General features: G+C 55.0%; 24 protein-coding genes. 13 read left to right on the top strand and 11 right to left on the bottom strand.

Annotated features, from left to right (window positions below; translation table 11 throughout):
- Positions 1 to 104: 104 nt before the first annotated feature.
- The 4 genes from pfkA to cpxP all read right to left on the bottom strand — a co-directional run bounded on the left by pfkA (position 105) and on the right by cpxP (position 3,530).
- Positions 105 to 1,067, bottom strand: a complete 963-nt coding sequence (gene pfkA, locus ACLIBF_RS00780) for a 6-phosphofructokinase (protein ID WP_046289520.1) — start codon at positions 1,065 to 1,067, stop codon at positions 105 to 107.
- A 208-nt stretch (positions 1,068 to 1,275) separates the two neighbouring features.
- Positions 1,276 to 2,178: a CDF family cation-efflux transporter FieF gene (fieF, locus tag ACLIBF_RS00775; protein ID WP_031375604.1), complete on the bottom strand. Its 903-nt coding sequence runs from the start codon at positions 2,176 to 2,178 to the stop codon at positions 1,276 to 1,278.
- 234 nt (positions 2,179 to 2,412) lie between these two features.
- The gene (locus ACLIBF_RS00770; protein ID WP_031375603.1) at positions 2,413 to 2,568 is read right to left on the bottom strand and encodes a con-10 family general stress protein; all 156 of its coding nucleotides are present in this window, start codon (positions 2,566 to 2,568) and stop codon (positions 2,413 to 2,415) included.
- A gap of 452 nt (positions 2,569 to 3,020) precedes the next feature.
- Positions 3,021 to 3,530 carry a cell-envelope stress modulator CpxP gene (cpxP, locus tag ACLIBF_RS00765; protein WP_031375602.1) on the bottom strand — a complete coding sequence of 170 codons (510 nt, stop codon included), beginning with the start codon at positions 3,528 to 3,530 and terminating at the stop codon, positions 3,021 to 3,023.
- A gap of 148 nt (positions 3,531 to 3,678) precedes the next feature.
- Between cpxP and cpxR the strand changes: the two genes are divergently transcribed.
- Genes cpxR through trmL form a run of 3 tightly spaced genes read left to right on the top strand, consistent with a single transcriptional unit; the run spans position 3,679 to position 6,262 of the window.
- Positions 3,679 to 4,377 (top strand): envelope stress response regulator transcription factor CpxR, encoded by a 699-nt coding sequence (gene cpxR, locus ACLIBF_RS00760; protein ID WP_031375601.1) that lies wholly within the window; start codon positions 3,679 to 3,681, stop codon positions 4,375 to 4,377.
- A complete protein-coding gene (gene cpxA, locus ACLIBF_RS00755) occupies positions 4,374 to 5,753 on the top strand; it encodes an envelope stress sensor histidine kinase CpxA (RefSeq protein ID WP_031375600.1) in 1,380 nt (459 codons plus the stop codon). The genes cpxR and cpxA overlap by 4 nt, the downstream gene beginning before the upstream one ends.
- A 35-nt stretch (positions 5,754 to 5,788) precedes the next feature.
- Positions 5,789 to 6,262: a tRNA (uridine(34)/cytosine(34)/5-carboxymethylaminomethyluridine(34)-2'-O)-methyltransferase TrmL gene (gene trmL / locus ACLIBF_RS00750; RefSeq protein ID WP_031375599.1), complete on the top strand. Its 474-nt coding sequence runs from the start codon at positions 5,789 to 5,791 to the stop codon at positions 6,260 to 6,262.
- On the opposite strand, the gene cysE is transcribed toward trmL, so the two are convergent.
- The 5 genes from cysE to ACLIBF_RS00725 form a co-directional block, all read right to left on the bottom strand.
- The gene (cysE, locus tag ACLIBF_RS00745) at positions 6,259 to 7,080 is read right to left on the bottom strand and encodes a serine O-acetyltransferase (protein WP_046289519.1); all 822 of its coding nucleotides are present in this window, start codon (positions 7,078 to 7,080) and stop codon (positions 6,259 to 6,261) included. The genes trmL and cysE overlap by 4 nt on opposite strands.
- A 68-nt stretch (positions 7,081 to 7,148) precedes the next feature.
- Positions 7,149 to 8,165 carry an NAD(P)H-dependent glycerol-3-phosphate dehydrogenase gene (gpsA, locus tag ACLIBF_RS00740; protein WP_031375598.1) on the bottom strand — a complete coding sequence of 339 codons (1,017 nt, stop codon included), beginning with the start codon at positions 8,163 to 8,165 and terminating at the stop codon, positions 7,149 to 7,151.
- On the bottom strand, positions 8,165 to 8,635 hold the full coding sequence (gene secB, locus ACLIBF_RS00735; protein ID WP_031375597.1) for a protein-export chaperone SecB: 471 nt from the start codon (positions 8,633 to 8,635) through the stop codon (positions 8,165 to 8,167). The genes gpsA and secB overlap by 1 nt, the downstream gene beginning before the upstream one ends.
- Positions 8,636 to 8,673: 38 nt before the next feature.
- Complete coding sequence (gene grxC, locus ACLIBF_RS00730; protein WP_008926942.1) at positions 8,674 to 8,928, bottom strand: glutaredoxin 3; 255 nt, start codon at positions 8,926 to 8,928, stop codon at positions 8,674 to 8,676.
- Between the two features lie 20 nt (positions 8,929 to 8,948).
- Positions 8,949 to 9,380, bottom strand: a complete 432-nt coding sequence (locus ACLIBF_RS00725; protein ID WP_031375596.1) for a rhodanese-like domain-containing protein — start codon at positions 9,378 to 9,380, stop codon at positions 8,949 to 8,951.
- Between the two features lie 253 nt (positions 9,381 to 9,633).
- Between ACLIBF_RS00725 and envC the strand changes: the two genes are divergently transcribed.
- The 4 genes from envC (at position 9,634) to ACLIBF_RS00705 (ending at position 14,087) form a co-directional block, all read left to right on the top strand.
- Complete coding sequence (envC, locus tag ACLIBF_RS00720; protein WP_069729270.1) at positions 9,634 to 10,935, top strand: murein hydrolase activator EnvC; 1,302 nt, start codon at positions 9,634 to 9,636, stop codon at positions 10,933 to 10,935.
- 3 nt (positions 10,936 to 10,938) lie between these two features.
- Positions 10,939 to 11,850: a divergent polysaccharide deacetylase family protein gene (locus ACLIBF_RS00715; protein ID WP_031375595.1), complete on the top strand. Its 912-nt coding sequence runs from the start codon at positions 10,939 to 10,941 to the stop codon at positions 11,848 to 11,850.
- 103 nt (positions 11,851 to 11,953) lie between these two features.
- Complete coding sequence (locus tag ACLIBF_RS00710; protein ID WP_069729268.1) at positions 11,954 to 13,183, top strand: glycosyltransferase; 1,230 nt, start codon at positions 11,954 to 11,956, stop codon at positions 13,181 to 13,183.
- Positions 13,176 to 14,087 carry a hypothetical protein gene (locus ACLIBF_RS00705; protein ID WP_279810183.1) on the top strand — a complete coding sequence of 304 codons (912 nt, stop codon included), beginning with the start codon at positions 13,176 to 13,178 and terminating at the stop codon, positions 14,085 to 14,087. Before ACLIBF_RS00710 ends, ACLIBF_RS00705 begins: the two co-directional genes overlap by 8 nt.
- 30 nt (positions 14,088 to 14,117) lie before the next feature.
- Here the strand turns inward: ACLIBF_RS00705 and tdh are convergent, their stop codons facing one another.
- Positions 14,118 to 15,146 (bottom strand): L-threonine 3-dehydrogenase, encoded by a 1,029-nt coding sequence (gene tdh, locus ACLIBF_RS00700; protein ID WP_069729266.1) that lies wholly within the window; start codon positions 15,144 to 15,146, stop codon positions 14,118 to 14,120.
- 10 nt (positions 15,147 to 15,156) lie between these two features.
- Entirely contained in the window at positions 15,157 to 16,353 is a 1,197-nt protein-coding gene (locus ACLIBF_RS00695) for a glycine C-acetyltransferase (protein WP_279810182.1), read from the bottom strand.
- Between the two features lie 230 nt (positions 16,354 to 16,583).
- Between ACLIBF_RS00695 and rfaD the strand changes: the two genes are divergently transcribed.
- The 6 genes from rfaD to ACLIBF_RS00665 all read left to right on the top strand — a co-directional run bounded on the left by rfaD (position 16,584) and on the right by ACLIBF_RS00665 (position 22,891).
- Positions 16,584 to 17,516 (top strand): ADP-glyceromanno-heptose 6-epimerase, encoded by a 933-nt coding sequence (rfaD, locus tag ACLIBF_RS00690; RefSeq protein WP_031375590.1) that lies wholly within the window; start codon positions 16,584 to 16,586, stop codon positions 17,514 to 17,516.
- A gap of 17 nt (positions 17,517 to 17,533) precedes the next feature.
- Positions 17,534 to 18,592 carry an ADP-heptose--LPS heptosyltransferase RfaF gene (gene rfaF, locus ACLIBF_RS00685; RefSeq protein ID WP_069729263.1) on the top strand — a complete coding sequence of 353 codons (1,059 nt, stop codon included), beginning with the start codon at positions 17,534 to 17,536 and terminating at the stop codon, positions 18,590 to 18,592.
- Positions 18,580 to 19,557: a lipopolysaccharide heptosyltransferase RfaC gene (gene rfaC / locus ACLIBF_RS00680; protein WP_069729262.1), complete on the top strand. Its 978-nt coding sequence runs from the start codon at positions 18,580 to 18,582 to the stop codon at positions 19,555 to 19,557. The genes rfaF and rfaC overlap by 13 nt, the downstream gene beginning before the upstream one ends.
- Positions 19,554 to 20,630, top strand: a complete 1,077-nt coding sequence (locus ACLIBF_RS00675) for a glycosyltransferase family 9 protein (RefSeq protein WP_069729261.1) — start codon at positions 19,554 to 19,556, stop codon at positions 20,628 to 20,630. The genes rfaC and ACLIBF_RS00675 overlap by 4 nt, the downstream gene beginning before the upstream one ends.
- Before the next feature lie 9 nt (positions 20,631 to 20,639).
- Positions 20,640 to 21,632, top strand: a complete 993-nt coding sequence (locus ACLIBF_RS00670; protein WP_031375140.1) for a glycosyltransferase family 8 protein — start codon at positions 20,640 to 20,642, stop codon at positions 21,630 to 21,632.
- Between the two features lie 209 nt (positions 21,633 to 21,841).
- Positions 21,842 to 22,891, top strand: a complete 1,050-nt coding sequence (locus ACLIBF_RS00665; RefSeq protein ID WP_069729260.1) for a glycosyltransferase — start codon at positions 21,842 to 21,844, stop codon at positions 22,889 to 22,891.
- Positions 22,892 to 22,894 lie beyond the last annotated feature (3 nt).

The following is a 22,894-nucleotide window of genomic DNA, read 5'->3' as shown; positions in this document are numbered from 1 at the left end:
TAAACCATTACAGAGCTAAAAGAATTAAAAATAAGCTGTTATAACCGTGCGGAATATACAGGCGAGCAGATCGGGCGTGCTGTGCTGCACGCCCGCAGAAGGGATCAGTAAAGCTGTTTAGCGGTATCCAGCCAGTCGCGCTTGAACGGACGCTTCATATTTTCAATCGCGTCGATGATGTCGTGATGCACCATCTTCTCGTTCTGGATGCCGACGCAACGTCCGCCGTAACCCTGCATCAGCAGTTCAATGGAGTAGGCTCCCATGCGTGACGCCAGAATACGGTCGTAAGCACAGGGTGCGCCGCCACGCTGAATATGACCCAGCACGGTTGAACGGGTTTCGCGTTTGGTTTCGGTTTCGATGAAGCGTGCCAGATCGTCGATATCGCAGATATGTTCGGTGATCGCCACAATAGCGTGCTTTTTACCTTTGGCGATGCCGGCTTTGATCTCCGCCACCAGCTCTTCGCGGGTGTAAGGGATTTCCGGCAACACGATAAATTCGCAGCCGCCCGCAATCGCCGCCGCCAGCGTCAGGTCACCGCAATAGCGGCCCATCACTTCAACAATCGAAATACGCTGATGCGAAGAAGAGGTATCGCGCAGACGGTCAATCGCCTCGACCACGGTTTCCAGCGCGGTGAAATAGCCAATGGTGTAATCGGTACCGGCTACGTCGTTATCGATGGTGCCGGGTAAACCGATGCAGGGAAAGCCCATCTCAGTCAGGCGTTTGGCGCCCATATAAGAACCGTCACCGCCAATAACCACCAGCGCATCGATGCCACGCTTTTTCATGTTTTCAATCGCGACCTGACGCACATCTTCATTACGGAATTCAGGAAAGCGTGCAGAACCGAGGAAGGTGCCGCCGCGGTTGATCATATCAGAGACGCTATAGCGATCGAGGTTGATCATGCGATCTTCATACAAACCCAGATAACCGTCATAGATCCCAAAAACTTCCAGTCCTTCACTCAGCGCGGAACGTACCACTCCACGAATAGCTGCGTTCATGCCTGGGGCGTCGCCGCCGCTGGTCAATACACCAATTTTTTTGATCATGACAACCTCTGGATTGTTCAAAACTAAGGGTTAATCCTGCCTGTCGATCGCTGCTGAGCATCATTCTTGCGATTAGCGCGACACGTGATGGCAGATAGTATATCAAAGGCTTGCTGCTGAATTGATTCAGGTCAGACAACTTTTCACTATTTTTTGCAGCAATGTTAGCGTTACGTCATGCCTTTCGTATCAGCTTGATTCATTTAAGTTAAAAACCTAAAGAATCTTCTCTCTCGAACGGTACCACAGAACAGGGATCCTGATGGATAATTACGTCCGAACCGGGAAATTCTTTGCGTAATGCTTTCTCAACCTGGTCGGCAACACGGTGTGCCTGCACCAGCGGCAGCTGATCTTCCAGCTCCAGGTGTAGCTGAATAAATTTGGTGGGTCCGGACTGGCGGGTACGCAGATCGTGTACCCCCTGAACCCGCGGCCACTGCGTCGCTATCGTCAGAATCCGCTGCCGTTCCTCTTCCGGTAACGCGCGATCCAGCAGCGCCTGTACCGCCTCATATCCCATCCGCAGCGCGCTGTAGAGAATGAACACGCCAATGCCCAGCGCAAACAGCGCGTCCGCGCGGGCGAAGCCGTAACCGCTCAGCACCAGCGCGATCAGGATGGCACCATTCATAATTACATCTGACTGATAGTGCAGCATATCGGCCCGGATCGCCTGGCTGCGGGTTTTGCGCACCACCCAGCGTTGAAAGGCCACCAGTATCAGGGTCGAGGCCAGTGCCACCACGGTTACCACGATGCCGACGCCAGGCGCACGGAGTACGTTTGGTGAAGCGAGATGTTGCAGGCCGGTCAGAAACAGGAACAGTGCGGAGCCCGAGATAAACATGCTTTGCGCCAGCGCCGCCAGCGATTCCGCTTTGCCGTGTCCGAAGGTGTGGTTTTCATCCGCCGGTTGCAGCGCATATCGCACCACCAGCAGGTTGGTCAGCGAGGCGGCGATATCGACCAGTGAATCGACCAGCGCAGCCAGCAAGCTCACTGAACCGGTGTACCACCAGGCGAAAATCTTTACGATTAACAGCACAGACGCAAGGATAGTCGCGGCCAGAGCAGCACGCTTTACCAGTCGACCATAAGAGGGTTGCATGCCTGGTTCCGTATGCAGCATCAAGGGAGATGCGCACCCAAATGAAAGAATGGCTAAAGTTTAACACTGCTGTCAGAAGACCGCTTAATTGTGATCAAAGAGAGGGATGTCGGCCGGGGAGAACGCGATAATAAAAACAAGCCCCGACCACAGCAGGAGGACGGGGCACAGTGCTTAACACATCAGGGCCAGCATTATTTCATCTGCCAGCCGCGTCAGGGCGTGAGACAGCAATTACTTTTTGCCGCCTTTTTTTCCTGCTTCTGATGCTTTTTCACGATCGTTTTTGAAATTTCCGCCGCCGCTGTTCTGGCCGCCTTTTTTACCAGCTTCAGATGCTTTCTGCGGATTTTCTGCGAAATTACCTGAACCACCACGATGCTCTGCCATAACTTACTCCGTTAATAGATTCATTCAGGACGACATAATGTGGTTGTTGCTCCCTGAGACTTCGCGAAGACACTTCACTTCCCTGCAGTGACAGGATTAAGTGTAGAAGCTGGACCTGATCCAGCAAGCGCAACGCGGGGAATGCAGGCCGTTGAAAACCCAGGTTAATTTGATGACTTCCGCGCATAAGTTCATATATATCAATGCGTTAATAAATTACCTGCAGCGGCAAATACTCCCGGTGCGCTTAAGCGCAGTCATCGTGCGTAAACAGAGTTAAACGGCGGTGATCGGTAGCGCAGGCTGACTAAGCGCTAATCAAATGGCGTTTTTATTGCGGAGTGATGATTACTGTCAAAGCAAAAAAACCAGTAAAAAGATAAAAAAAACCCCCGCATCATGCGGGGGAAGACAGGGATGGTGTCTATGGCAAGGAAAACAGGGATACTATGTTACTGGTTACTGCTGGTACTACTCACTGCTTGCAGTGATGATGCTGACTGCAAATTCGATAAATGACGCAGCTCATTCAGTCGCTGCTGGTAGTTCTTCTGCAACGTGGCCTGCTGGGCCGGCGTTAGCAGATGAAACATTTGATTCTGTACACGCGCCATCTCGACCTGTTGTTCAACCTGAACTCTGGCGATGGTTTCCGCCTTCTCGCGGATGGCCGTTTCGTTAAATTTGTCTGCAGTCACTAACTCATGCAGAGCGGCGATATCATCAAGACGGACCGCCGGGCGTTCGTGTCGGGCCTGTTGCATCAGGTCACGCATCTGCTGACGCTGCTGTTCGGTCAACTCGATGCCCTCGAACATGTGGCTTTGCGGATTTTGCGTCATACTGCCTGTCGGCAATCCGCCATGATGCATCTCGTCAATCGTCGTCGTATCTTTTGCACCTGCGCTGGCGAGACTGAGAGCCATCGCTGAGGCAAGGACGACGGCGGTTAATGTGCGCATCGTTTACTCCAGTTCGTTCCGTTTTGCGATTCAACGAGAGCCAGTGTACGGCGATAGCTGCAAACATCCGTCAGGGGGTGTAAAACTACGTAAAGCGATGGATAGGTGCGCCAGGAACACGGTATTTTGCCTGCGGAGGGCTACAAAAATGAATAAAATCCTGTTGGTAGATGATGACCGCGAATTAACTTCGCTTTTAAAAGAACTGTTAGAAATGGAAGGGTTTGAGGTGGTGGTAGCCAGCGACGGTGAACAAGCGCTGAACCTGCTTGATAACTCCGTTGATCTGCTGTTACTGGATGTGATGATGCCGAAGAAGAACGGTATCGACACCCTGAAAGAACTGCGACAGCAACATCAGACTCCGGTCATCATGCTGACCGCGCGCGGTAGCGAGCTGGATCGCGTACTGGGCCTCGAGCTGGGCGCGGATGACTATCTGCCTAAACCGTTTAACGATCGTGAGCTGGTGGCCCGTATCCGCGCTATTCTGCGCCGCTCTAACTGGAGTGAACAGCAACAGCAGCAGGACAACAGCTCACCAACGCTGGAAGTCGACTGCCTGCGGCTTAATCCGGGTCGCCAGGAAGCCAGCTTTGATGATGTGACGCTGGATCTGACCGGCACCGAATTCACCCTGCTCTATCTGCTGGCACAGCATCTGGGTCAGGTGGTGTCGCGTGAACATCTGAGTCAGGAAGTGCTGGGTAAACGCCTGACGCCGTTTGACCGGGCGATTGATATGCACATCTCCAACCTGCGCCGTAAGCTTCCTGAGCGTCGTGATGGTCATCCATGGTTTAAAACCTTACGCGGCCGGGGCTACCTGATGGTTTCGGCATCATGATTGGCAGTCTGACCACCCGCATCTTTGCCATCTTCTGGTTAACCCTGGCGTTGGTATTGATGCTGGTGCTAATGGTGCCCAAACTCGATTCCCGACAGATGACCTCGCTGCTTGAAAGTGAACAGCGGCAGGGCATCATGATTGAGCAGCACGTTGAAGCCGAGTTGTCACAGGATCCGCCTAACGATCTGATGTGGTGGCGCCGGTTATTCCGTGCAGTAGAAAAATGGGCGCCGCCGGGTCAGCGGCTGCTGTTAGTGACCAGCGAAGGCCGGGTAATCGGCGCGCAGCATAATGAAATGCAGGTTATCCGCAATTTTATCGGCCAGTCCGATAATGCGGATCATCCGCAGAAAAAGAAGTATGGTCGGGTTGAACTGGTGGGGCCGTTTGCGGTTCGGGATGGTGAAGATAACTATCAGCTCTACATGATTCGTCCAGCCAACAGTTCTCAGCTCGATTTCATCAATCTCCTGTTTGATCGCCCCTTATTGCTGCTGATCGTGACAATGTTGATCAGTTCGCCGCTGTTGTTGTGGCTGGCCTGGAGCCTGGCACGTCCGGCCCGTAAGCTGAAATATGCTGCCGATGAAGTCGCCAGCGGTAACCTGCGTCAGCATCCGGAACTGGAATCGGGCCCGCAGGAGTTCCTGGCTGCCGGCTCCAGCTTTAATCAGATGGTCAGTGCGCTGGAACGGATGATGACCGGTCAGCAACGTCTGCTGTCAGACATCAGCCATGAGCTCCGTACGCCGCTTACCCGACTGCAGCTGGCAACGGCGCTGCTGCGTCGTCGTCAGGGCGAGGGCAAAGAGCTGGAGCGCATTGAGATGGAAGCGCAGCGTCTGGATGGCATGATTAACGACCTGCTGGTGCTGTCGCGCACCCAGCATAAAAATGCGCTGGTCAGTGAGGCGATGAAGGCGAATCAGCTGTGGAACGGGGTGCTGGAAGATGCCCGCTTCGAAGCCGAGCAGATGGGCAAGAAGATGGACATACCTTATCCGCCGGGTCCATGGCCGCTTTACGGCAATCCGCACGCGCTGGAGAGTGCGCTGGAGAATATCGTGCGTAACGCGCTGCGTTATTCAAACAGCCACATCAGCGTCAGCTTCTCGGTCGATATCGCCGGTATCACTGTACATGTCGATGATGATGGTCCTGGCGTCAGCCCGGAAGATCGCGAACAGATTTTCCGACCGTTTTACCGTACTGATGAAGCGCGCGATCGCGAATCGGGCGGCACCGGCCTCGGTCTGGCCATCGTCGAAACCGCTGTGCAGCAGCATCGCGGCTGGGTTAAGGCCGATGACAGCCCGCTTGGCGGCCTGCGCCTGACGATCTGGTTACCGCTCTACTCCTCCGGTCGACAATAATTTGCTATGCTTCGGCCCTCGTTATCGGGGGCCTTATGCTTAACATTGTGTTGTTTGAACCAGAAATCCCGCCTAATACCGGCAATATCATTCGCCTGTGCGCCAATACCGGCTTTCAGCTCCACCTGATTGAGCCACTCGGCTTTGCCTGGGATGACAAACGCTTACGTCGTGCCGGTCTGGATTATCACGAATTTACCGCCATCAAATTCCACGCAGACTATGCGGCATTTCTGGCGGCAGAATCGCCCGCGCGGCTATTTGCCCTGACCACCAAAGGCACGCCAGCGCACAGCGCAGTGCAGTATCAGGCCGGGGATTATTTACTGTTTGGTCCGGAGAGCCGCGGATTGCCGGCTGAGATTTTGCAGGCCTTACCGGCACAGCAGAAGATTCGTATACCGATGCAGGCCGAAAGCCGCAGTATGAATCTGTCGAATGCGGTCTCGGTGGTGGTGTATGAAGCGTGGCGCCAGCTCGATTACGCTGGCGCACTGATTAAAGGCTAGATGCCGTCGCCAAACTGAAAGCCCGCCAGGCTGCCGTTGAAGTGCTGATCCATATCCATTGACGGCTTATCACTGCCGGGTTTACCCACGATGCGCGCAGGCACGCCAGCGGCGGTGGTGTGCGGTGGTACAGGCTGCAGGACCACGGAACCCGCGCCGATTTTTGCTCCGCGTCCGACCTCAATGTTGCCGAGGATTTTCGCCCCGGCACCAATCATCACCCCTTCACGGATTTTTGGATGACGATCGCCGCTGGTTTTGCCGGTCCCGCCGAGCGTAACTGACTGCAGGATCGAGACATCATTCTCAACCACTGCCGTTTCACCAATCACAATGCCGGTCGCATGGTCGAGCATGATGCCGTGACCAATGTTAGCGGCAGGATGGATATCAACCGCAAATGAGACGGAAATTTCATTCTGCAGATAAACCGCCAGCGCACGGCGTCCCTCGTTCCACAACCAGTGGCCGATACGGTAGGCCTGTAAGGCGTGGAAGCCCTTAAGATAGAGCAGCGGCGTGGAATATTTGTCCACCGCCGGATCGCGCTGACGGACCGCCTGAATATCATAGGCGGCTGACAGAATCATCGTGGGGTCTTCGCGATACGCTTCTTCGACAATTTCACGGATGGCGATCGCGGGCATAATCGGATTGGCCAGCTTATTAGCCAGCATATAACTCAAGGCACTACCGAGATTCTCATGCTTAAGCAATGTCGCGTGGTAAAAGCTGGCCAGCATCGGCTCACAATCAGCCAGGGCTCGCGCTTCTGCTTTGATATTATTCCAGACCAGTTCTAACTCATCAGACGACATTGCTGTTTTCTCCCGATAAAAAAAGCGCCTGAATGGGCGCTACAGGTGATGACGCTACGCTTCCTGCTTTAGCTATTGCTGTTTTCGTCCTTCCTTGTCCGCCCCAGCAGGCTTAATGCTGCATCCCGCGCGGGTTTTTCGCAATACAACACCTGATAAATCTGCTCGGTGATCGGCATTTCGACGCCGACACGCGCAGCTAACGCTCTGACTTCTTTGGTGTTTCGGTAGCCTTCTACAACTTGTCCGATAATGCGTTGCGCGCTATCTACATCCTCACCTTGTCCCAGCATCATGCCAAAACGACGGTTGCGCGACTGATTATCGGTACAGGTCAGTACCAGATCGCCCAATCCCGCCATGCCCATAAAGGTGGTGGGATCGGCACCCAGCGCCGCGCCAAGACGGCTCATTTCCGCCAGCCCGCGCGTAATTAATGCGGTACGTGCATTGGCACCAAAACCGATGCCATCCGAAATACCGGCACCGATAGCAATCACGTTTTTCACCGCCCCGCCCAGCTGTACGCCGATAAAGTCAGGGTTGTTGTAAACGCGAAAACTTTTACCACAGTGCAGCTTCTGCTGCAGATCGTCAGCAAACTGCGCATCGGTCGCCGCCAGTGCAATCGCGGTCGGTAAACCTGCCGCCAGCTCTTTCGCAAAGGTCGGGCCAGAGATCACTGCCAGCGGAATCGCCTCGCCAACGATCTCACGCGCCACATCCTGCAGCAGACGTCCGGTCTCTTTTTCCAGCCCTTTGGTCGCCCAGACAATACGCGAATCGGCACGCAATTCCGGCTTGATCTGCTGCAGCACATCACCAAAGACGTGACTCGGCACCACAATCAACAGATCGCGGCTGGCCGCAATGGCTTTCGCCAGGTCCGGCTCAAGGGAGAGATTATCAGGGAACGGCACATCGGGCAGGAAGGCGGTATTACAGCGGTCAGACTGAAGTTGCGCCAGGTGCGCCGGGTTATGTCCCCACAGCAGCACCGGATGGCCGTTACGGGCCAGGGTAATCGCCAAAGCGGTGCCGTACGAGCCGGCACCGATGACGCTAATCGAAGCGTGAGTAGTCATCAGGCATCCTGATGTGGTTCGGCGCCTTCTTCACCTTGCTGCTGCTGCAGGTAGTTCATGAACAGCGCATCAAAGTTAACCGGCGCCAGGTTCAGCTGCGGGAAAGTACCACGTGAAACCAGGCTGGTAATGCATTCGCGGGCATACGGGAACAGGATGTTCGGGCAGTAAGCACCCAGGCAATGGGCCATCTGCGTGCCTTCGATACCGCTGATAGTGAAAATACCGGCCTGCTGAACTTCACACAGGAAAGCGGTCTCTTCACCCACGGTTGCGGTTACAGTCACACGCAGCACGACTTCATAAACTTCGTCAGCCAGTTGAGAAGATGCAGTATCCAGATCCAGTTTTACGTCCGGCTCCCACTCTTTCTGGAAAACCTGCGGCGCGTTAGGCGCTTCAAATGAGATATCTTTGGTGTATACGCGCTGAATCTGGAATTGCATTTCGTTAGTGTTGTGTTCTGACATGTGACCAGGTCCTATAAGTGAGAATGTCCGGCGTAAAATTACGCCTGCAGTAAAGGATCTAAACCTTCGCGATTATCGAGTGCAAATAAGTCGTCGCAGCCGCCAATGTGCTGCGCATCAATGAAAATCTGAGGCACGGTAGTACGACCGCTGCGCTTAATCATCTCTTCACGTTTCGCCATGTCCCCATCAATGGGAATCTCCTGGAACGATACGCCTTTTTGCGTTAACAGCGCCTTCGCCCGATGGCAGTAAGGGCAGGTCGCTTTGGTATACATCTCAACATTTGCCATGATTTAGCACCTCAGTAAGATTATTTACCGCGAATTAACGGCAGATTTTCACCGCTCCAGCCGCTGATGCCGTCTTTCAGCACCGATACCTGAGTAAAGCCAGCAGCACTCAGATGGGCAGCAGGATCGGCCGCGCTTTGTCCGGTCGCGCACACCACGATGATCGGCTGTGCTTTATGTTTTTCCAGTTCGCCTAAGTTGCCTTTTTTAATCTCTGCGGCTGCCACATTCAGCGCGCCTGAGATATGCCCTCTGCGAAAATCGTCGCGCGAACGCACGTCTACAACTACCGCGTCCTCTTTGTTAATCAGGCGGGTTGCTTCACCGCGGCTGATGGTTTTTACCTTAGAGAACATTCCTTTAACGGTAGTCACAATCACCAGAATGAGTAAAACAACCCATGCCAGACTGAGGATGGGGTGATTGCTTGCAAACTGCATAATTTCTTGCATGAGGGGTAACGACTCCAGACCGGGCTAATAAGCTAAAACAAGGGTTCTGAGTATACCTGCGCCACTTCTCATGTACAGATGCTAAGCGGCCAGAGTGGCAATTTGAGTAGCATTTTCCAAAAAAATCTGGCTAAAGCACAAAAATGGCGTAACGCTTAGGCGATGTCCTGTAAAAACCGGACATAACTGGAAAAGCAAATGCCGGTGCGGTTTACTGGTAAGCGGCGGTTCATCGTGGAATAATCATTGGCCTATGAAGGGAAAAACAACCGTTTCGCACACAAGGACCCGTCGCAACGGCGATAACCTGCCGTTGTCCACACATCTGTCCACCCTCTCCCTTAGCCTGCTTTGTGCGGGCGTACTGTTATTGCCAACCGCCGCACGCAGTGCGGAAGACAGCAAATCTCAACTGCAATCTATTCAGCAAAACATCGCCGAAAAAGAGAAAAGCGTTAAAGCGCAAAAACTACAGCGCAGCAAACTGCTGGATCAGTTGCAGAGTCAGGAAAAAATCATCGCTCAGGCCAGTCGTCAGCTGCGCGAAACCCGGAATAGCCTGACAGCATTGAACAATGACATCAGCCAGCTCGCCAGCTCGATCGCCCGGCTTGAAAAGCAGCAGACGCAACAGGAAAAGCTGCTTTCACAGCAGCTCGACGCCGCGTTTCGCCAGGGCCAGCATAATGGCCTGCAACTGCTGCTGGGTGGCGAAGAAAGTCAGCGCAGCGAGCGCATTCTGGCCTATTTCGGTTACCTGAATGCCGCGCGCCAGAAGAGCATTGAGGCGCTGCAGCAGACGCGACAGGATTTGAACCAGCAGCGGGCCTCGCTGGAGCAGAAGCAACAGCAGCAGAAAGGCCTGTTAGCCCAGCAGCAAAGCCAGCAGCAGAAACTGCAGCAGGCGAGCGCAGCACGTAAGAAAACCTTGTCGGTACTGGAAAGCGCGCTGGAAAAAGATCAGGCCGATCTGGTGGAGATGCGCCAGAACGAAACCCGCCTGCAGGACAAAATCGCCCGGGCAGAGCGTGAAGCACGGGAACGTGCTGCCCGCGAAGCGCGTGAAGCGGAAAAAGTGCGTCAGCGTCAGGCGCAGGCGAAAGCCAAAGGATCAAGCTATCAGCCGACCCAGAGTGAACGCGAGCTGGTCGCCCGAACCGGCGGCCTGGGTCGCGCGGGCGGTCAGGCCTTGTGGCCGGTACGCGGACGTATTGAGCATCGCTTTGGCGAACAGCTACAGGGTGAGCTGCGCTGGAAAGGGCTGGTGATTGATGCGCGCGAAGGCACCGAGGTGAAAGCCATCGCCGACGGTCGCGTACTGATGGCCGACTGGTTACAGGGCTATGGTCTGGTGGTGGTACTGGAGCATGGTAAAGGCGATATGAGCCTGTATGGCTACAACCAAAGCGCTCTGGTGACCGTCGGTGCACAGGTGAAAGCCGGTCAGCCTATTGCGCTGGTCGGTACCAGCGGCGGCCGTGGCACACCGTCGCTCTATTTTGAAATTCGACGTCAGGGACAGGCCGTCAACCCACTCCCGTGGTTAGGAAAATAAGTTTTGCTACAACTTCGAAAAATCTCCGTACTGCTGAGCAGTTTGCTGCTCAGCTACGCTGCCCACGCCGGCAAACTCGCGATTGTGATTGATGATGTCGGTTATCGTCCGACCGAAGAGAACAAGGTTCTGCAGATGCCGCAGGCGATCTCGGTTGCCGTGCTGCCCAATGCGCCGCACGCGCGTGAAATGGCCACCAAAGCGCATCAGAGTGGCCACGAGGTATTGATCCATCTGCCGATGGCACCGCTCAGCAAGCAGCCGCTGGAGAAAGATACCTTAACGCCGGAGATGAGCAGTGAAGAGGTAGCACGCATCATGCGTAATGCAGTCAGCAACGTGCCTTATGCGGTGGGTCTCAATAACCATATGGGCAGCAGAATGACCTCCAGCCTGCCCGGCATGCAAAAAGTGATGCAGGCGCTGAACCACTACAATCTCTACTTCCTGGATAGCATGACCATCGCAAACAGCCAGGCAGTGCCGGCGGCGCAGGGTACCCAGGTCAAAGTGCTGAAGCGCAGAGTTTTTCTGGATGACAGCCAGGATATTAACGCCATTCGCCAGCAGTTCAGCCGCGCGGTAAAGCTGGCGCAGCGTGATGGCTACGCCATCGCCATTGGTCATCCGCATCCCAACACGGTCCGGGTGCTGCAGCAGATGTTACCCACGCTGCCGGCTGAGATTACCTTAGTCCGTCCCAGCCAGTTGCTGAACGAGCCGCTGCATAATGGCACTCGCCCGCCAGCCACATCGGTAGCGCCAACCAAGCCCGCTTCTCCGCGCTTCCAGCCGCCAGGGCTGTGTAAGCCGAAACGGCCGCTGACACCGGTTCCGGCGACCCGAGCACTGGAAGTGGTAGGCGAAAGCGTGAGCCAGAGTCCGCTGTTTAAGCAGGTAAAAAGTCTGTTCTGAATTTGCTATGAATGCTAAGTATGCAGCTTAGCGTTCATTTCTACGCAGAAATTACTATAATCCCGGGTCGGGCCATGAGGTGCTGTGTGGAATATTGAGACGGATGACGATTAATAAACAAAAAATTCTGCTGCTGGATAACGGCAGAGAATGGGGAGGCGGCACCAACAGCATGCTGGAGCTGCTGAAGCGTATTGATCGTCAAAAATTTGATATCACCTGCTGCTTCTACCACAACTACGGTCGCGGCAACGGCGAAACCATCGAGTCCGCGCTGCTTGCACTGGATATTCCGGTATTCTTTATTCCACAAATCAAACAACCGCGCTGGGCCAAAATCGTCAAAGAAGTGGCGCGCGCGCTGCTGTTTTTCAATAAAAAACTCAAGAAGCGCGCCATCGATCTGATTGATGAGCGCTGGCGTATCATCCCCAACGCCAGCAAAATTAACTCGTTGTTACAGCTCGGCAAGTACGACACCCTGTACATGAATAACCAGCCCAGCACCAATATTGAAGGGTATCTGGCGGCGCGAGGCCTGAATGTGGCTGTGGTCCAGCACTGTCGTATTGATCCGTTGCTGGAGCCGCGGCTGGTAAAAATGGTCAATCAGGATTGCCAGGCGGTGATTGCGGTCTCCGAGGGCGTGAACGCCACGTTACGTAAGCACGGCGTGAATGCAGATCGCTGTTTTACCGTCAGTAACGCCATCGATATTCACCAGCCGCTGCCTGACCGCCTTGAGGTGCGTCAGCGCTTTAAACTGGCTCCTGGCACCTTTGTGTTTGGCTCCATCGGCTCGCTGATCCTGCGTAAATCCAATCATCATACGTTGCAGGCGCTGGGCCGCTTCAAACGTGCCAATCCGGATGCCGACTGGAAAATGGTTATTGTGGGTGCCGGGCCTGAATTACAGCACCTGCTGCAGCTGGCGACGGCGGAAAATATTCAGAACCACGTGGTGTTTACCGGCTTCCAGAATAACGCGCTGGATTATCTCACCGCCTTCGATGCGTTTATTCTCGCGTCGCGCAGTGAAGGTCTGCCACGGGTGGTGCTGGAAGCGATGCTGGTGAACACCGCCGTCGTCGGTTCGCGCGTGGTCGGTACTGCCGAATTGATCAGTCATGATGAAACCGGGTTGCTGTTTGATTACGGCAATGTGGTGCAACTGACCCAGCATCTTACTGCGTTATGGCAGGATGCGGATTTACGTCAGCGACTGATCAATGCGGCAGGCAAGCGCGTGCGCGAACAATACGCTATTGAAACCTACGTCAGCGGCGTCGAAAATATTCTTCAGAGCGTCGTCAGAGAAAAACCCCATGCTTAATTTTTTAAATCCTCGCTATCGCCATATCCGGGCGCGCCATAACCTGCCCTACGATCAGGCGGACGTGCAGGGTGAGGTGACGGTGACCTCGGTGGTGATCCCCTGCACCGGCGCGGATTACATTGAAGAAGCCCTGCTCAGCGCCACGTTTGCCGCGCGCTTTGCGACGCAGATAGAAGAGATTGTTATCGTCAGCGATCAACCCGCGGCGGCCTTTGGTGAACTGCCGGGCAAAACCCGGGTTGCGACGCTGGACGTTCCGCATCGCGAGGAAAACTATCGCTATAAGCAGATCTATCGCAGCCGGTTGATCAAACTGCAGGCCCCCCTGCAGGCCAAAGGCGACGGCATTCTGATGATCGATTCTGACCTCAATCTGCTTAAGATGCCTGACATCAGAATGAAGCCAGGCCACCTCTACTCCAGCTTCCGTCAGGGCAAAATGATTGCCAAACTGGAAGGTGCACCAAAAGAGGGGATTCCCGCCTATTACCCGCCCAGCATCCGCCCTTACCTGGTTGACCACGTCAATGGCGCTTATCTGGCGGCGACGCGGGCGGTCTGGCAGCGTATTTCACCGCTGTGGCTGACGCTGTTTAATGATACCTGGCATTTAATGAATGACAGCCAGCCGCCGACCGATCAGCTGCCGCTGGCGGTATTGCTGGATATGCTGGATCTCAGGACCGTTAATCTGGGTGAATGGGCTAACTGGCCGGTTTCGAAGAAAATGGGCGGTCAGTCAGCCGTCATCCCGGCAGAGGTGGTGGGCGCACACGGCGGCTTCCCACTGTCGGAATGGCAAAAATACCTTAGCGATCCCCGCCAGCCGCTGATGTTCAAAGGTCAGGATTACACCCGCAAGGTGCGCTACCTGACCGATGAAGAGAAAAAGCAGGCGTAATAAAGCGGCCGCGCAACGGCCGCTTTATCTTTAATCCCAGTTGAGGATCACTTTGCCGGAGCGTCCGGAACGCATCTCATCAAAGCCCTGCTGAAAATCATCAATCGCATAGCGATGGGTAATAATCGGCGTTAAGTCGAGCCCCGACTGGATCAGCGCCGCCATTTTATACCAGGTTTCAAACATCTCGCGACCGTAGATCCCCTTAATAAACAGACCTTTAAAAATCACCAGGTTCCAGTCGATCGCCATCTCACCCGGTGGGATACCCAGCAGCGCTATCCGCCCACCGTGATTCATCACCTCAAGCAGCGTGCGGAAAGCCGGCGGCGCGCCCGACATTTCCAGCCCGACATCAAATCCCTCGGTCATCCCCAGCGAATGCATCACCTCACGCAGATCTTCTTTTGCCACATTAACCGCCCGGGTAACGCCCATTTTCTGCGCCAGCGCCAGTCGGTATTCATTAATGTCGGTGATCACCACATTGCGCGCGCCAACGTGACGACAGACCGCCGCCGCCATAATGCCGATAGGACCGGCTCCGGAGATCAGCACGTCCTCACCGACCAGATCAAACGACAGCGCGGTATGTACCGCATTCCCGAACGGGTCAAAAATCGCCGCCAGCTCATCGGAAATGTTGTCAGGAATTTTGAATGCATTGAATGCCGGGATCACCAGATATTCGGCAAAACAGCCCTGACGGTTAACGCCCACCCCGATGGTATTGCGGCACAGATGGGTGCGTCCGGCACGGCAGTTGCGGCAGTGGCCGCAGGTGATGTGGCCTTCGCCTGACACCCGATCGCCAATAGAAAAACCTTTGACCTCCTGGCCGACCGCCACCACTTCACCCACATATTCATGGCCAACAATCATCGGCACCGGGATCGTTTTTCGCGACCAGTCATCCCAGTTGTAGATGTGTACGTCGGTCCCGCAGATGGCCGTTTTACGGATTTTTATCAGCAGGTCGTTATGGCCCGGCTCAGGAACAGGCGCATCAGTCACCATCCAGATGCCCGCTTCTTTTTTCAGTTTGGCGAGTGCTTTCATGGTCATTTCCTCAGGCGATAACGCCCAGTTGTTTGCCGATTCGGGTAAAGGCCGCGACCGCGCGTTCCAGTTGCTGCTGAGTATGGGCAGCAGAAATCTGGGTGCGAATGCGCGCCTGACCTTTGGGCACCACCGGATAGAAGAAGCCGGTGACGTAGATGCCTTCCTGCTGCAGCAGGCGGGCAAACTCCTGCGCCACGCTGGCTTCGCCCAGCATCACCGGGATAATGGCGTGATCGGCACCGGCCAGGGTAAAGCCTGCCGCAGTCATCTGCTCACGGAAGAAGCGGGCGTTATCCCACAGCCGCTGACGCAGGCCGTCGCCTTCGCTCAGCAGATCAAGCACCCGCAGAGAGGCGGCAACAATTGCAGGTGCCAGTGAGTTGGAAAACAGATAAGGACGCGAACGCTGACGCAGCCACTCGACCATTTCCGCTTTCGCCGCGGTGTAACCGCCTGATGCGCCGCCCAGTGCTTTTCCCAGCGTGCCGGTGATGATGTCGACACGGCCCATCACCTCACAATACTCATGGGTCCCGCGCCCGGCATTGCCCACAAAACCCACCGCATGCGAATCATCCACCATTACCAGCGCGGAGAATTCATCGGCCAGATCGCAGATCGCCGGCAGGTTAGCAATCACACCATCCATTGAGAACACGCCATCGGTCGCGATCACAATGTGACGAGCACCGTTAGCACGCGCCTCCTGTAAACGCGCCCGCAGCTGTCCCATATCGTTATTGGCGTAACGATAGCGCTGCGCTTTACACAGCCGGACACCGTCAATGATCGAGGCATGATTCAGGGCGTCAGAAATGATGGCGTCCTGCGCATCAAACAGAGTTTCAAACAGTCCGCCATTGGCGTCGAAACAGGAGGAGTAGAGGATCGCATCTTCCATTCCCAGAAATTCCGCCAGCCGTTTTTCCAGCAGCTTATGGCTATCCTGGGTGCCGCAGATGAAGCGCACTGATGCCATGCCAAATCCGTGCGAGTCCATCCCCTCTTTTGCCGCCTGAATCAGGGCGGGATGGTTAGCCAGCCCCAGATAGTTGTTGGCGCAGAAGTTGATCACCGCCGGATTGCTGCCGACGGCGATTTCCGTCTGCTGGGCAGATGTGATAATCCGCTCCTGTTTAAACAGGCCTTCCTGACGGGCAGTATCGAGTTGCTGACGAAGTTGTTGATAAAATTGCGCGGGCATTATTGCTCTCCTCAGATGGCAAAAATTTGGCACATCTTACTGAACAGCGAGCCTGACCACGATAAATCACCCAACAGAATGTCATTTTTGCAGCATAGTTCACGCCATGGCGGATACCGCACAAATCGTTACAGAGTCATCTGGCTGTCTGCACCCTGATGAAATGTTATGATGTGAAGTATTCGTGTGTGAAACCTCCTGTTTCACCCCACAACGTTGAAGGTAACAACATGATTATCGTAACTGGCGGCGCAGGAATGATTGGCAGCAACATCGTCAAAGCGCTGAACGATCGCGGTCACACCGACATTCTGGTGGTGGATAATCTGAAGGATGGCACCAAGTTTGCCAACTTAGTCGACCTGGATATCGTCGATTACATGGACAAAGAAGAGTTCCTGATGAGCGTGATGGCGGGCGATGATTTAGGCCCGATCGAAGCGGTGTTTCATCAGGGTGCCTGCTCCTCCACCACCGAGTGGGATGGCAAGTACATGATGGAGAACAACTATCAGTACTCCAAAGAGCTGCTGCACTTCTGTCTTGAGCGCGAGATCCCGTTCCTTTATGCCTCTTCAGCAGCCACCTATGGCGGCCGCAACGAAAATTTCATTGAAGAGCGCCAGTATGAGCAGCCGCTTAACGTCTACGGCTACTCGAAGATGCTGTTCGATCACTACGTCCGTCAGATGCTGCCGGAAGCGAACTCTCCGGTGTGTGGTTTCCGCTACTTTAACGTCTACGGACCGCGTGAAGGCCACAAAGGCAGCATGGCGAGCGTCGCTTTCCATCTCAACACCCAAATCAGCAACGATGAAAATCCAAAACTGTTTGAAGGCAGCGACGGTTTCAAACGCGATTTCATCCACGTGGATGATGTGGCCGCAGTGAACCTGTGGTGCTGGGAGAACGGCGTCTCCGGCATTTATAACTGTGGTACCGGCCGCGCAGAATCCTTCCAGGAAGTGGCAGATGCGGTACTGAAATTCCATCAGAAAGGCCAGATTGAGTACATTCCGTTCCCGGAAAAACTCAAAGGACGCTATCAGGCATATACCCAGGCCGATCTGACCCGGCTGCGTGCCGCAGGCTATGACAAGCCGTTCAAAACCGTGGCGCAGGGCGTCGCTGAATATATGGCCTGGCTTAACCGTAACGCATAAAGGAAGCTGCTCCGGCGATGAAAATTCTGGTAATCGGCCCGTCGTGGGTCGGCGATATGATGATGTCGCAAAGTCTCTATCGCACGCTCAAGGCCGAGCATCCCGATGCGGTGATTGATGTGATGGCACCGGCCTGGTGTCGTCCCCTGTTGTCACGCATGCCGGAAGTGAATCAGGCGCTGGCGATGCCGCTTGGCCATGGTGCGCTGGAAATTGGCGAGCGTCGCCGGTTAGGCAAGACGTTGCGCGCCAGCCACTATGACCGCGCCTATGTGCTGCCGAATTCGTTTAAGTCGGCGCTGGTGCCGTTCTTCGCCGGGATCAAACGTCGCGTCGGCTGGCGCGGCGAAATGCGCTATGGCTTGCTGAACGATCTGCGGGTGCTGGATAAAGCCGCTTTCCCGCTGATGGTCGAACGCTACGTCGCGCTGGCCTATGACACGCCGGTCGCGTCGGCGCAGCAGCTGCCGCAACCGCTGCTGTGGCCGAAGCTGCAGGTCGGAGAGCAGGAGAAAATTGAAACCGCCGCGCAGTTTCAGCTGTCGGCGACGCGTCCGATCATCGGTTTTTGTCCCGGCGCCGAATTTGGTCCGGCAAAACGCTGGCCGCACTATCACTATGCTGCGCTGGCGCGACAGCTGATCGCAGAAGGATTCCAGATTGTGCTGTTTGGCTCGGCAAAAGATCGGCCGACCGGTGAGGAGATTATCGCCGCACTGCCGCAAGAAGCCCGCGTTCACTGCCGTAATCTGGCCGGTGAAACCCAGCTGGAGCAGGCGGTAATACTGCTGGCGCAGTGCCGGGCAGTGGTCAGTAACGACTCCGGCCTGATGCATATCGCCGCCGCGCTGGACCGTCCGCTGGTCGCGCTCTATGGGCCAAGCAGCCCCGACTTTACGCCACCGCTGGCTCGCCAGGCGCGGGTTATTCGCCTGATTAGCGGCTATCACAAAGTACGCAAAGGCGATGCCGAACAGGGATATCATCAGAGCCTGATCGACATTCAACCTGAGCGCGTGCATCAGACCCTTACCGAATTACTCGACGCGCCGCAGGAGGTGCCATGCACGTCCTGATCGTTAAAACCTCCTCAATGGGCGACGTGCTGCATTCGCTGCCAGCGCTGACCGATGCGATGCACGCTATTCCTGGCATCCGTTTTGACTGGGTGGTGGAAGAGAACTTTGCCCAGATCCCCGGCTGGCATCCTGCGGTGGATAAGGTGCTGCCGGTAGCGATCCGCCGCTGGCGCAAACACTGGTTTGGCAGCCAGCAACGTGAAGAGCGCGTGCTGTTTAAGCGCGCGTTACAGTCACGTCAGTACGATATTGTGATTGATGCGCAGGGGCTGATCAAAAGCGCGGCCCTGGTGACGCGGTTGTCAAAAGGCGTTAAGCATGGCCAGGATAGCCGCAGCGCCCGTGAACCGTTTGCCAGCTGGTGGTATGACGTGCGGCACGAGGTCAGCAAGCAACAGCACGCCGTCGAGCGGACGCGCGAACTGTTTGCTAAAAGTCTCGGCTATGAGAAACCGCACGGCCAGGGCGACTATGCGATTGCCGGACATTTCCTGCATCACCTGCCTGCCGATGCCCAGCACTATCTGGTGTTTCTGCACGCCACGACGCGTGACAATAAGCACTGGCCAGAGTCGCACTGGCGACAGCTGATTGAACGGGTGCAACCGAGCGGATTGCGGGTTAAGTTGCCGTGGGGCGCAGAACATGAGCACCAGCGTGCGCAGCGCCTGGCTGAAGGATTTGACCACGTCGATGTGCTGCCGAAACTGACGCTGGAGGCGATTGCCCGGCAGCTGGCTGGCGCGCGTGCGGTAGTGTCAGTCGATACCGGATTAAGCCACCTGACCGCCGCGCTGGATCGCCCTAACCTGACGCTGTATGGCCCGACCGACCCAGGCCTGATCGGCGGTTACGGTCAGAATCAACAGGCGCTGAGCGCCCCGAATCATAATCTGGCGGAGCTGACTGCCGACGCGGTGGCAGAGAAACTGCAGGCCGTTATTACGGAAAACAGGCCATGAACTATGTGTTGATCTATCTGCTGCTGGTGCCGTTTCGCACGCTGATGCGGCTGTTTTACCGGCCGACCGGGCGCAATCTAATCATCCAGACGGCAAAAATCGGTGATTTCATTAATATCACACCGATGCTGCGCGCGCTGGGTCAGTCCGAATTGCTGATCAGTAAGGCGGTAGAACCGCTGGTGCGCCATGATGATACCGTCAGCCACTATTTTCTGATCGAAGAGGCGAAGCGCAGCTTCTTTGCCAAGCTTAAACTGGCGTTCACCCTGATGAACCGCTACGACAATGTTTATCTGGTGCAGCCCAACAGCGTAAACCTCTTTTTTGCATCGCTGTGTAACGCGCCGAACAAACAGTTTCTGCGCACCTATGTGCGTAAGTCCTACCACGCGGTGTTCTATCGCAGCGCCAGCGGCATTGTGGATCATGCTAAAACCGATTTAACCCTCGACAGCTACCTGAAACTGATTAATCGCGAGTACCGCTATACCGATTTTCCTAAGCACGCCACCTCGCCGCTATGGCAGCCGCCCGCGCCGCCCGCTGCGCTGCTGACTCCGCGTGAAGGCATTAAAATCGGCATCAGTATTTCCGCTGGCAACCGGGCGAAAACTATTCCCGCCAGTGTCTGGCAGCAGCTGATGGAAGCGCTGGCCGACCTGCCCTGTACCTTTTATGTGTTCGGGCCGCCTGCTGAACAGCCGTGGCTGGATGAATTGCTGAGCTTAACCGGCCCGAAAGAAAATATCGTGAGCCTGATTGGTGAGCTAAAACTAGAAGAGGTGCCCTGGGCCATCGCGCAGATGGATTTCTATATCTCATCTGACTCCGGCAATGCCTACATTGCCGATGCGCAACAGATACCGGTGATCATGCTTTATGGCCCTTGTGAAGTCAGGGAACAGCGTCCGGTCAACAATGTGCTGTTTATCGGGCCCGATAATGTTGCTGCGTCGACATTCGTTTTTGCCACGCGTTTTCGCTTTGATCAGCCCGCTGAAAAATTATTTGGGCTGGATCACGATAAACTGACTAGAATACAAGCGTTTATTACTCATAACCTGGAATAGTGAAGCGTAATGGCAATTACCCCTGTTGCTGATGCTGTTCAGCAAAGTAAGCTCCTGGTCAACACGCTCTCTGATACGGATGCAAATCCCGTGCACGTTGCCTTTGGCATCAACCACGCCTACGCGCGTGGTCTGGGCATTACGTTATTTTCACTACTCAGCCATCATCCTGATACCGCTTTCCACGCTCATATCTTTTCAGACTCGCTAAGCGAGCAGGATGTCGAAAAATTACGCTCGCTGGCGGCCGGTCATCGGCTGGCGATTACGCTACACATTTTCAACAGTGCCTGGGTCGATCAGTTGCCGGCGGTCGGACGCTATCCAAAAAGCATCCATTATCGTTTTTTGATCCCCGAAACCGTGGCGCGCTTCAGCGATCGGGTGATCTACATCGACGCCGATACGCTGGTGGTGGGTGACTATTCGCCGTTATTCACCCTGGATATTGCCGATTACACGCTGTGTGCCTGTAACGACACGCCACGGGCGCGTCAGAATCAGTGTCCGAAGCTCGGTCTCAAGGGCAACAACTACTTCAACTCCGGCTTTATGCTGATCAATATTCCACGCTGGATGGCGCGTCAGACCACGGCCCGCATTACCGAGGTGCTCGTCACCCGCGGAGCGGAGTTTGGTTTTCCCGATCAGGATGCGTTGAACATTGTGCTGGAAGATGAAGTACTGATCCTGCCGGAGCGTTACAACCACATTTACGACATCATCGCGAACAAGGTTTGGCACCGCTTCCAGGTTCCGAACGATACCGTGATGATTCACTACACCGGTAAATGCAAACCCTGGCATGCCTGGGGCGGTAGCGATCTTTCGTTGCTCTATTACGACTACTATCAGCGATCGCCGTGGGCCGCTCAGTCACTGGATTTACCGCAGCATTATAAAGAGATGAAGCGCTTCGCCCGGATTAAGTGGTATCAGAAGCAATATGCGGAAAGCGTCAGCTGGATGATGAACTATGTCCGACACAAGTTTTTCGGTTAGCGCGGCGCGGACAATTTTTGCTACCGGTTGTGTCACCTGACGTATCTGTGGCGTGACGGGCGTTCGCTATTCCACGTTTCAGGCATACCGCTTCAGGAAAAAGGGACTCTGCGTGCGTTTTTGTTAACAATTCCGGTGATTTACTTCAGCCTGGGCCAGAGTCAGTTTTATAATCATCAGTCACCCTATTTTATTTTGCTGGCCTGGACCTGGTTTATGATGATGAGGCAAACCCCTTTCGCTTTTCACTCTGCACAGGTGCAAACGTTGTCATGAGTGCCCTTCCCCTGTTGAGTATCATTACGCCTATGTACAACGCGGGCAGCATGTTTGATGAATTCATGCAGTCGCTGCTGGCGCAAACGCTGACGTCTCTGGAGATCATCATTGTCGATGACGGTTCAACCGACGGTTCCGGTGAGCGCGCCGACTATTACGCCCAACATCACTCCCACGTTCGGGTCATTCATCAGGAAAACGGCGGCGTCTCACGCGCGCGTAATGCTGGCCTGGCGATCGCGCAGGGGAAATATGTCACCTTTCCGGATGCTGATGACACCATGCAACCGGAAATGTACCAGACGCTGGTGACGCTGGCGGAACAGGACGATCTGGATGCGGCACAGTGCAATGCCGAATGGTATTTCAAACATAGCCAGCGGGTGAAGCCGCTGATTCCGCTGGACCGCCTGCGCAGTACCGGCGTACTGAGCGGTCCCGACTGGCTGAATACCGCGTTAAAAACCCACCGCTACATGCATGTGGTCTGGCTGGGCATTTACCGTCGTGCGCTGATTGAACAGCATCAGTTGCTGTTTGAGCCAGGGCTGCACCATCAGGACATTCCGTGGACCACTGAATTCATGTTGCTGGCGAAACGCGTGCGCTATACCGATGCGGTGCTGTACCGCTACTACATGCATGACGCCTCAATCAGCAACCGCAAGCGCACCGGCCAGCGTAATGTCGAATACCAGCGTCACTATCTGAAGATTGCCGCTATGCTGGAAGCGCTGAATCATCGCTACCGCGGCAAGGTAAAAATCTATCCATCTTTCCATTATCAGGTGACGCATGAAGCGCTCAGCGTCTGTCATAGCGTACGTCGGGAGCCGGATAGTGACGCACGCCGGGCGATTATCGCCGACCTGTTTGCCAGCCAGACGCATCGCCGAATGCTACGCAATGCCCGCGGGATTAAGCAGTGGTATCAGCTACTGCTGTGGCTGAGTCGTCTCTATCGCTGGCGTTACAAATAACCC

The organism is Pantoea sp. PGP6 (assembly GCF_053474785.1).
Note: the sequence above shows the minus strand (reverse complement) of the source record. Positions and strands in the feature narration are given on the sequence as shown.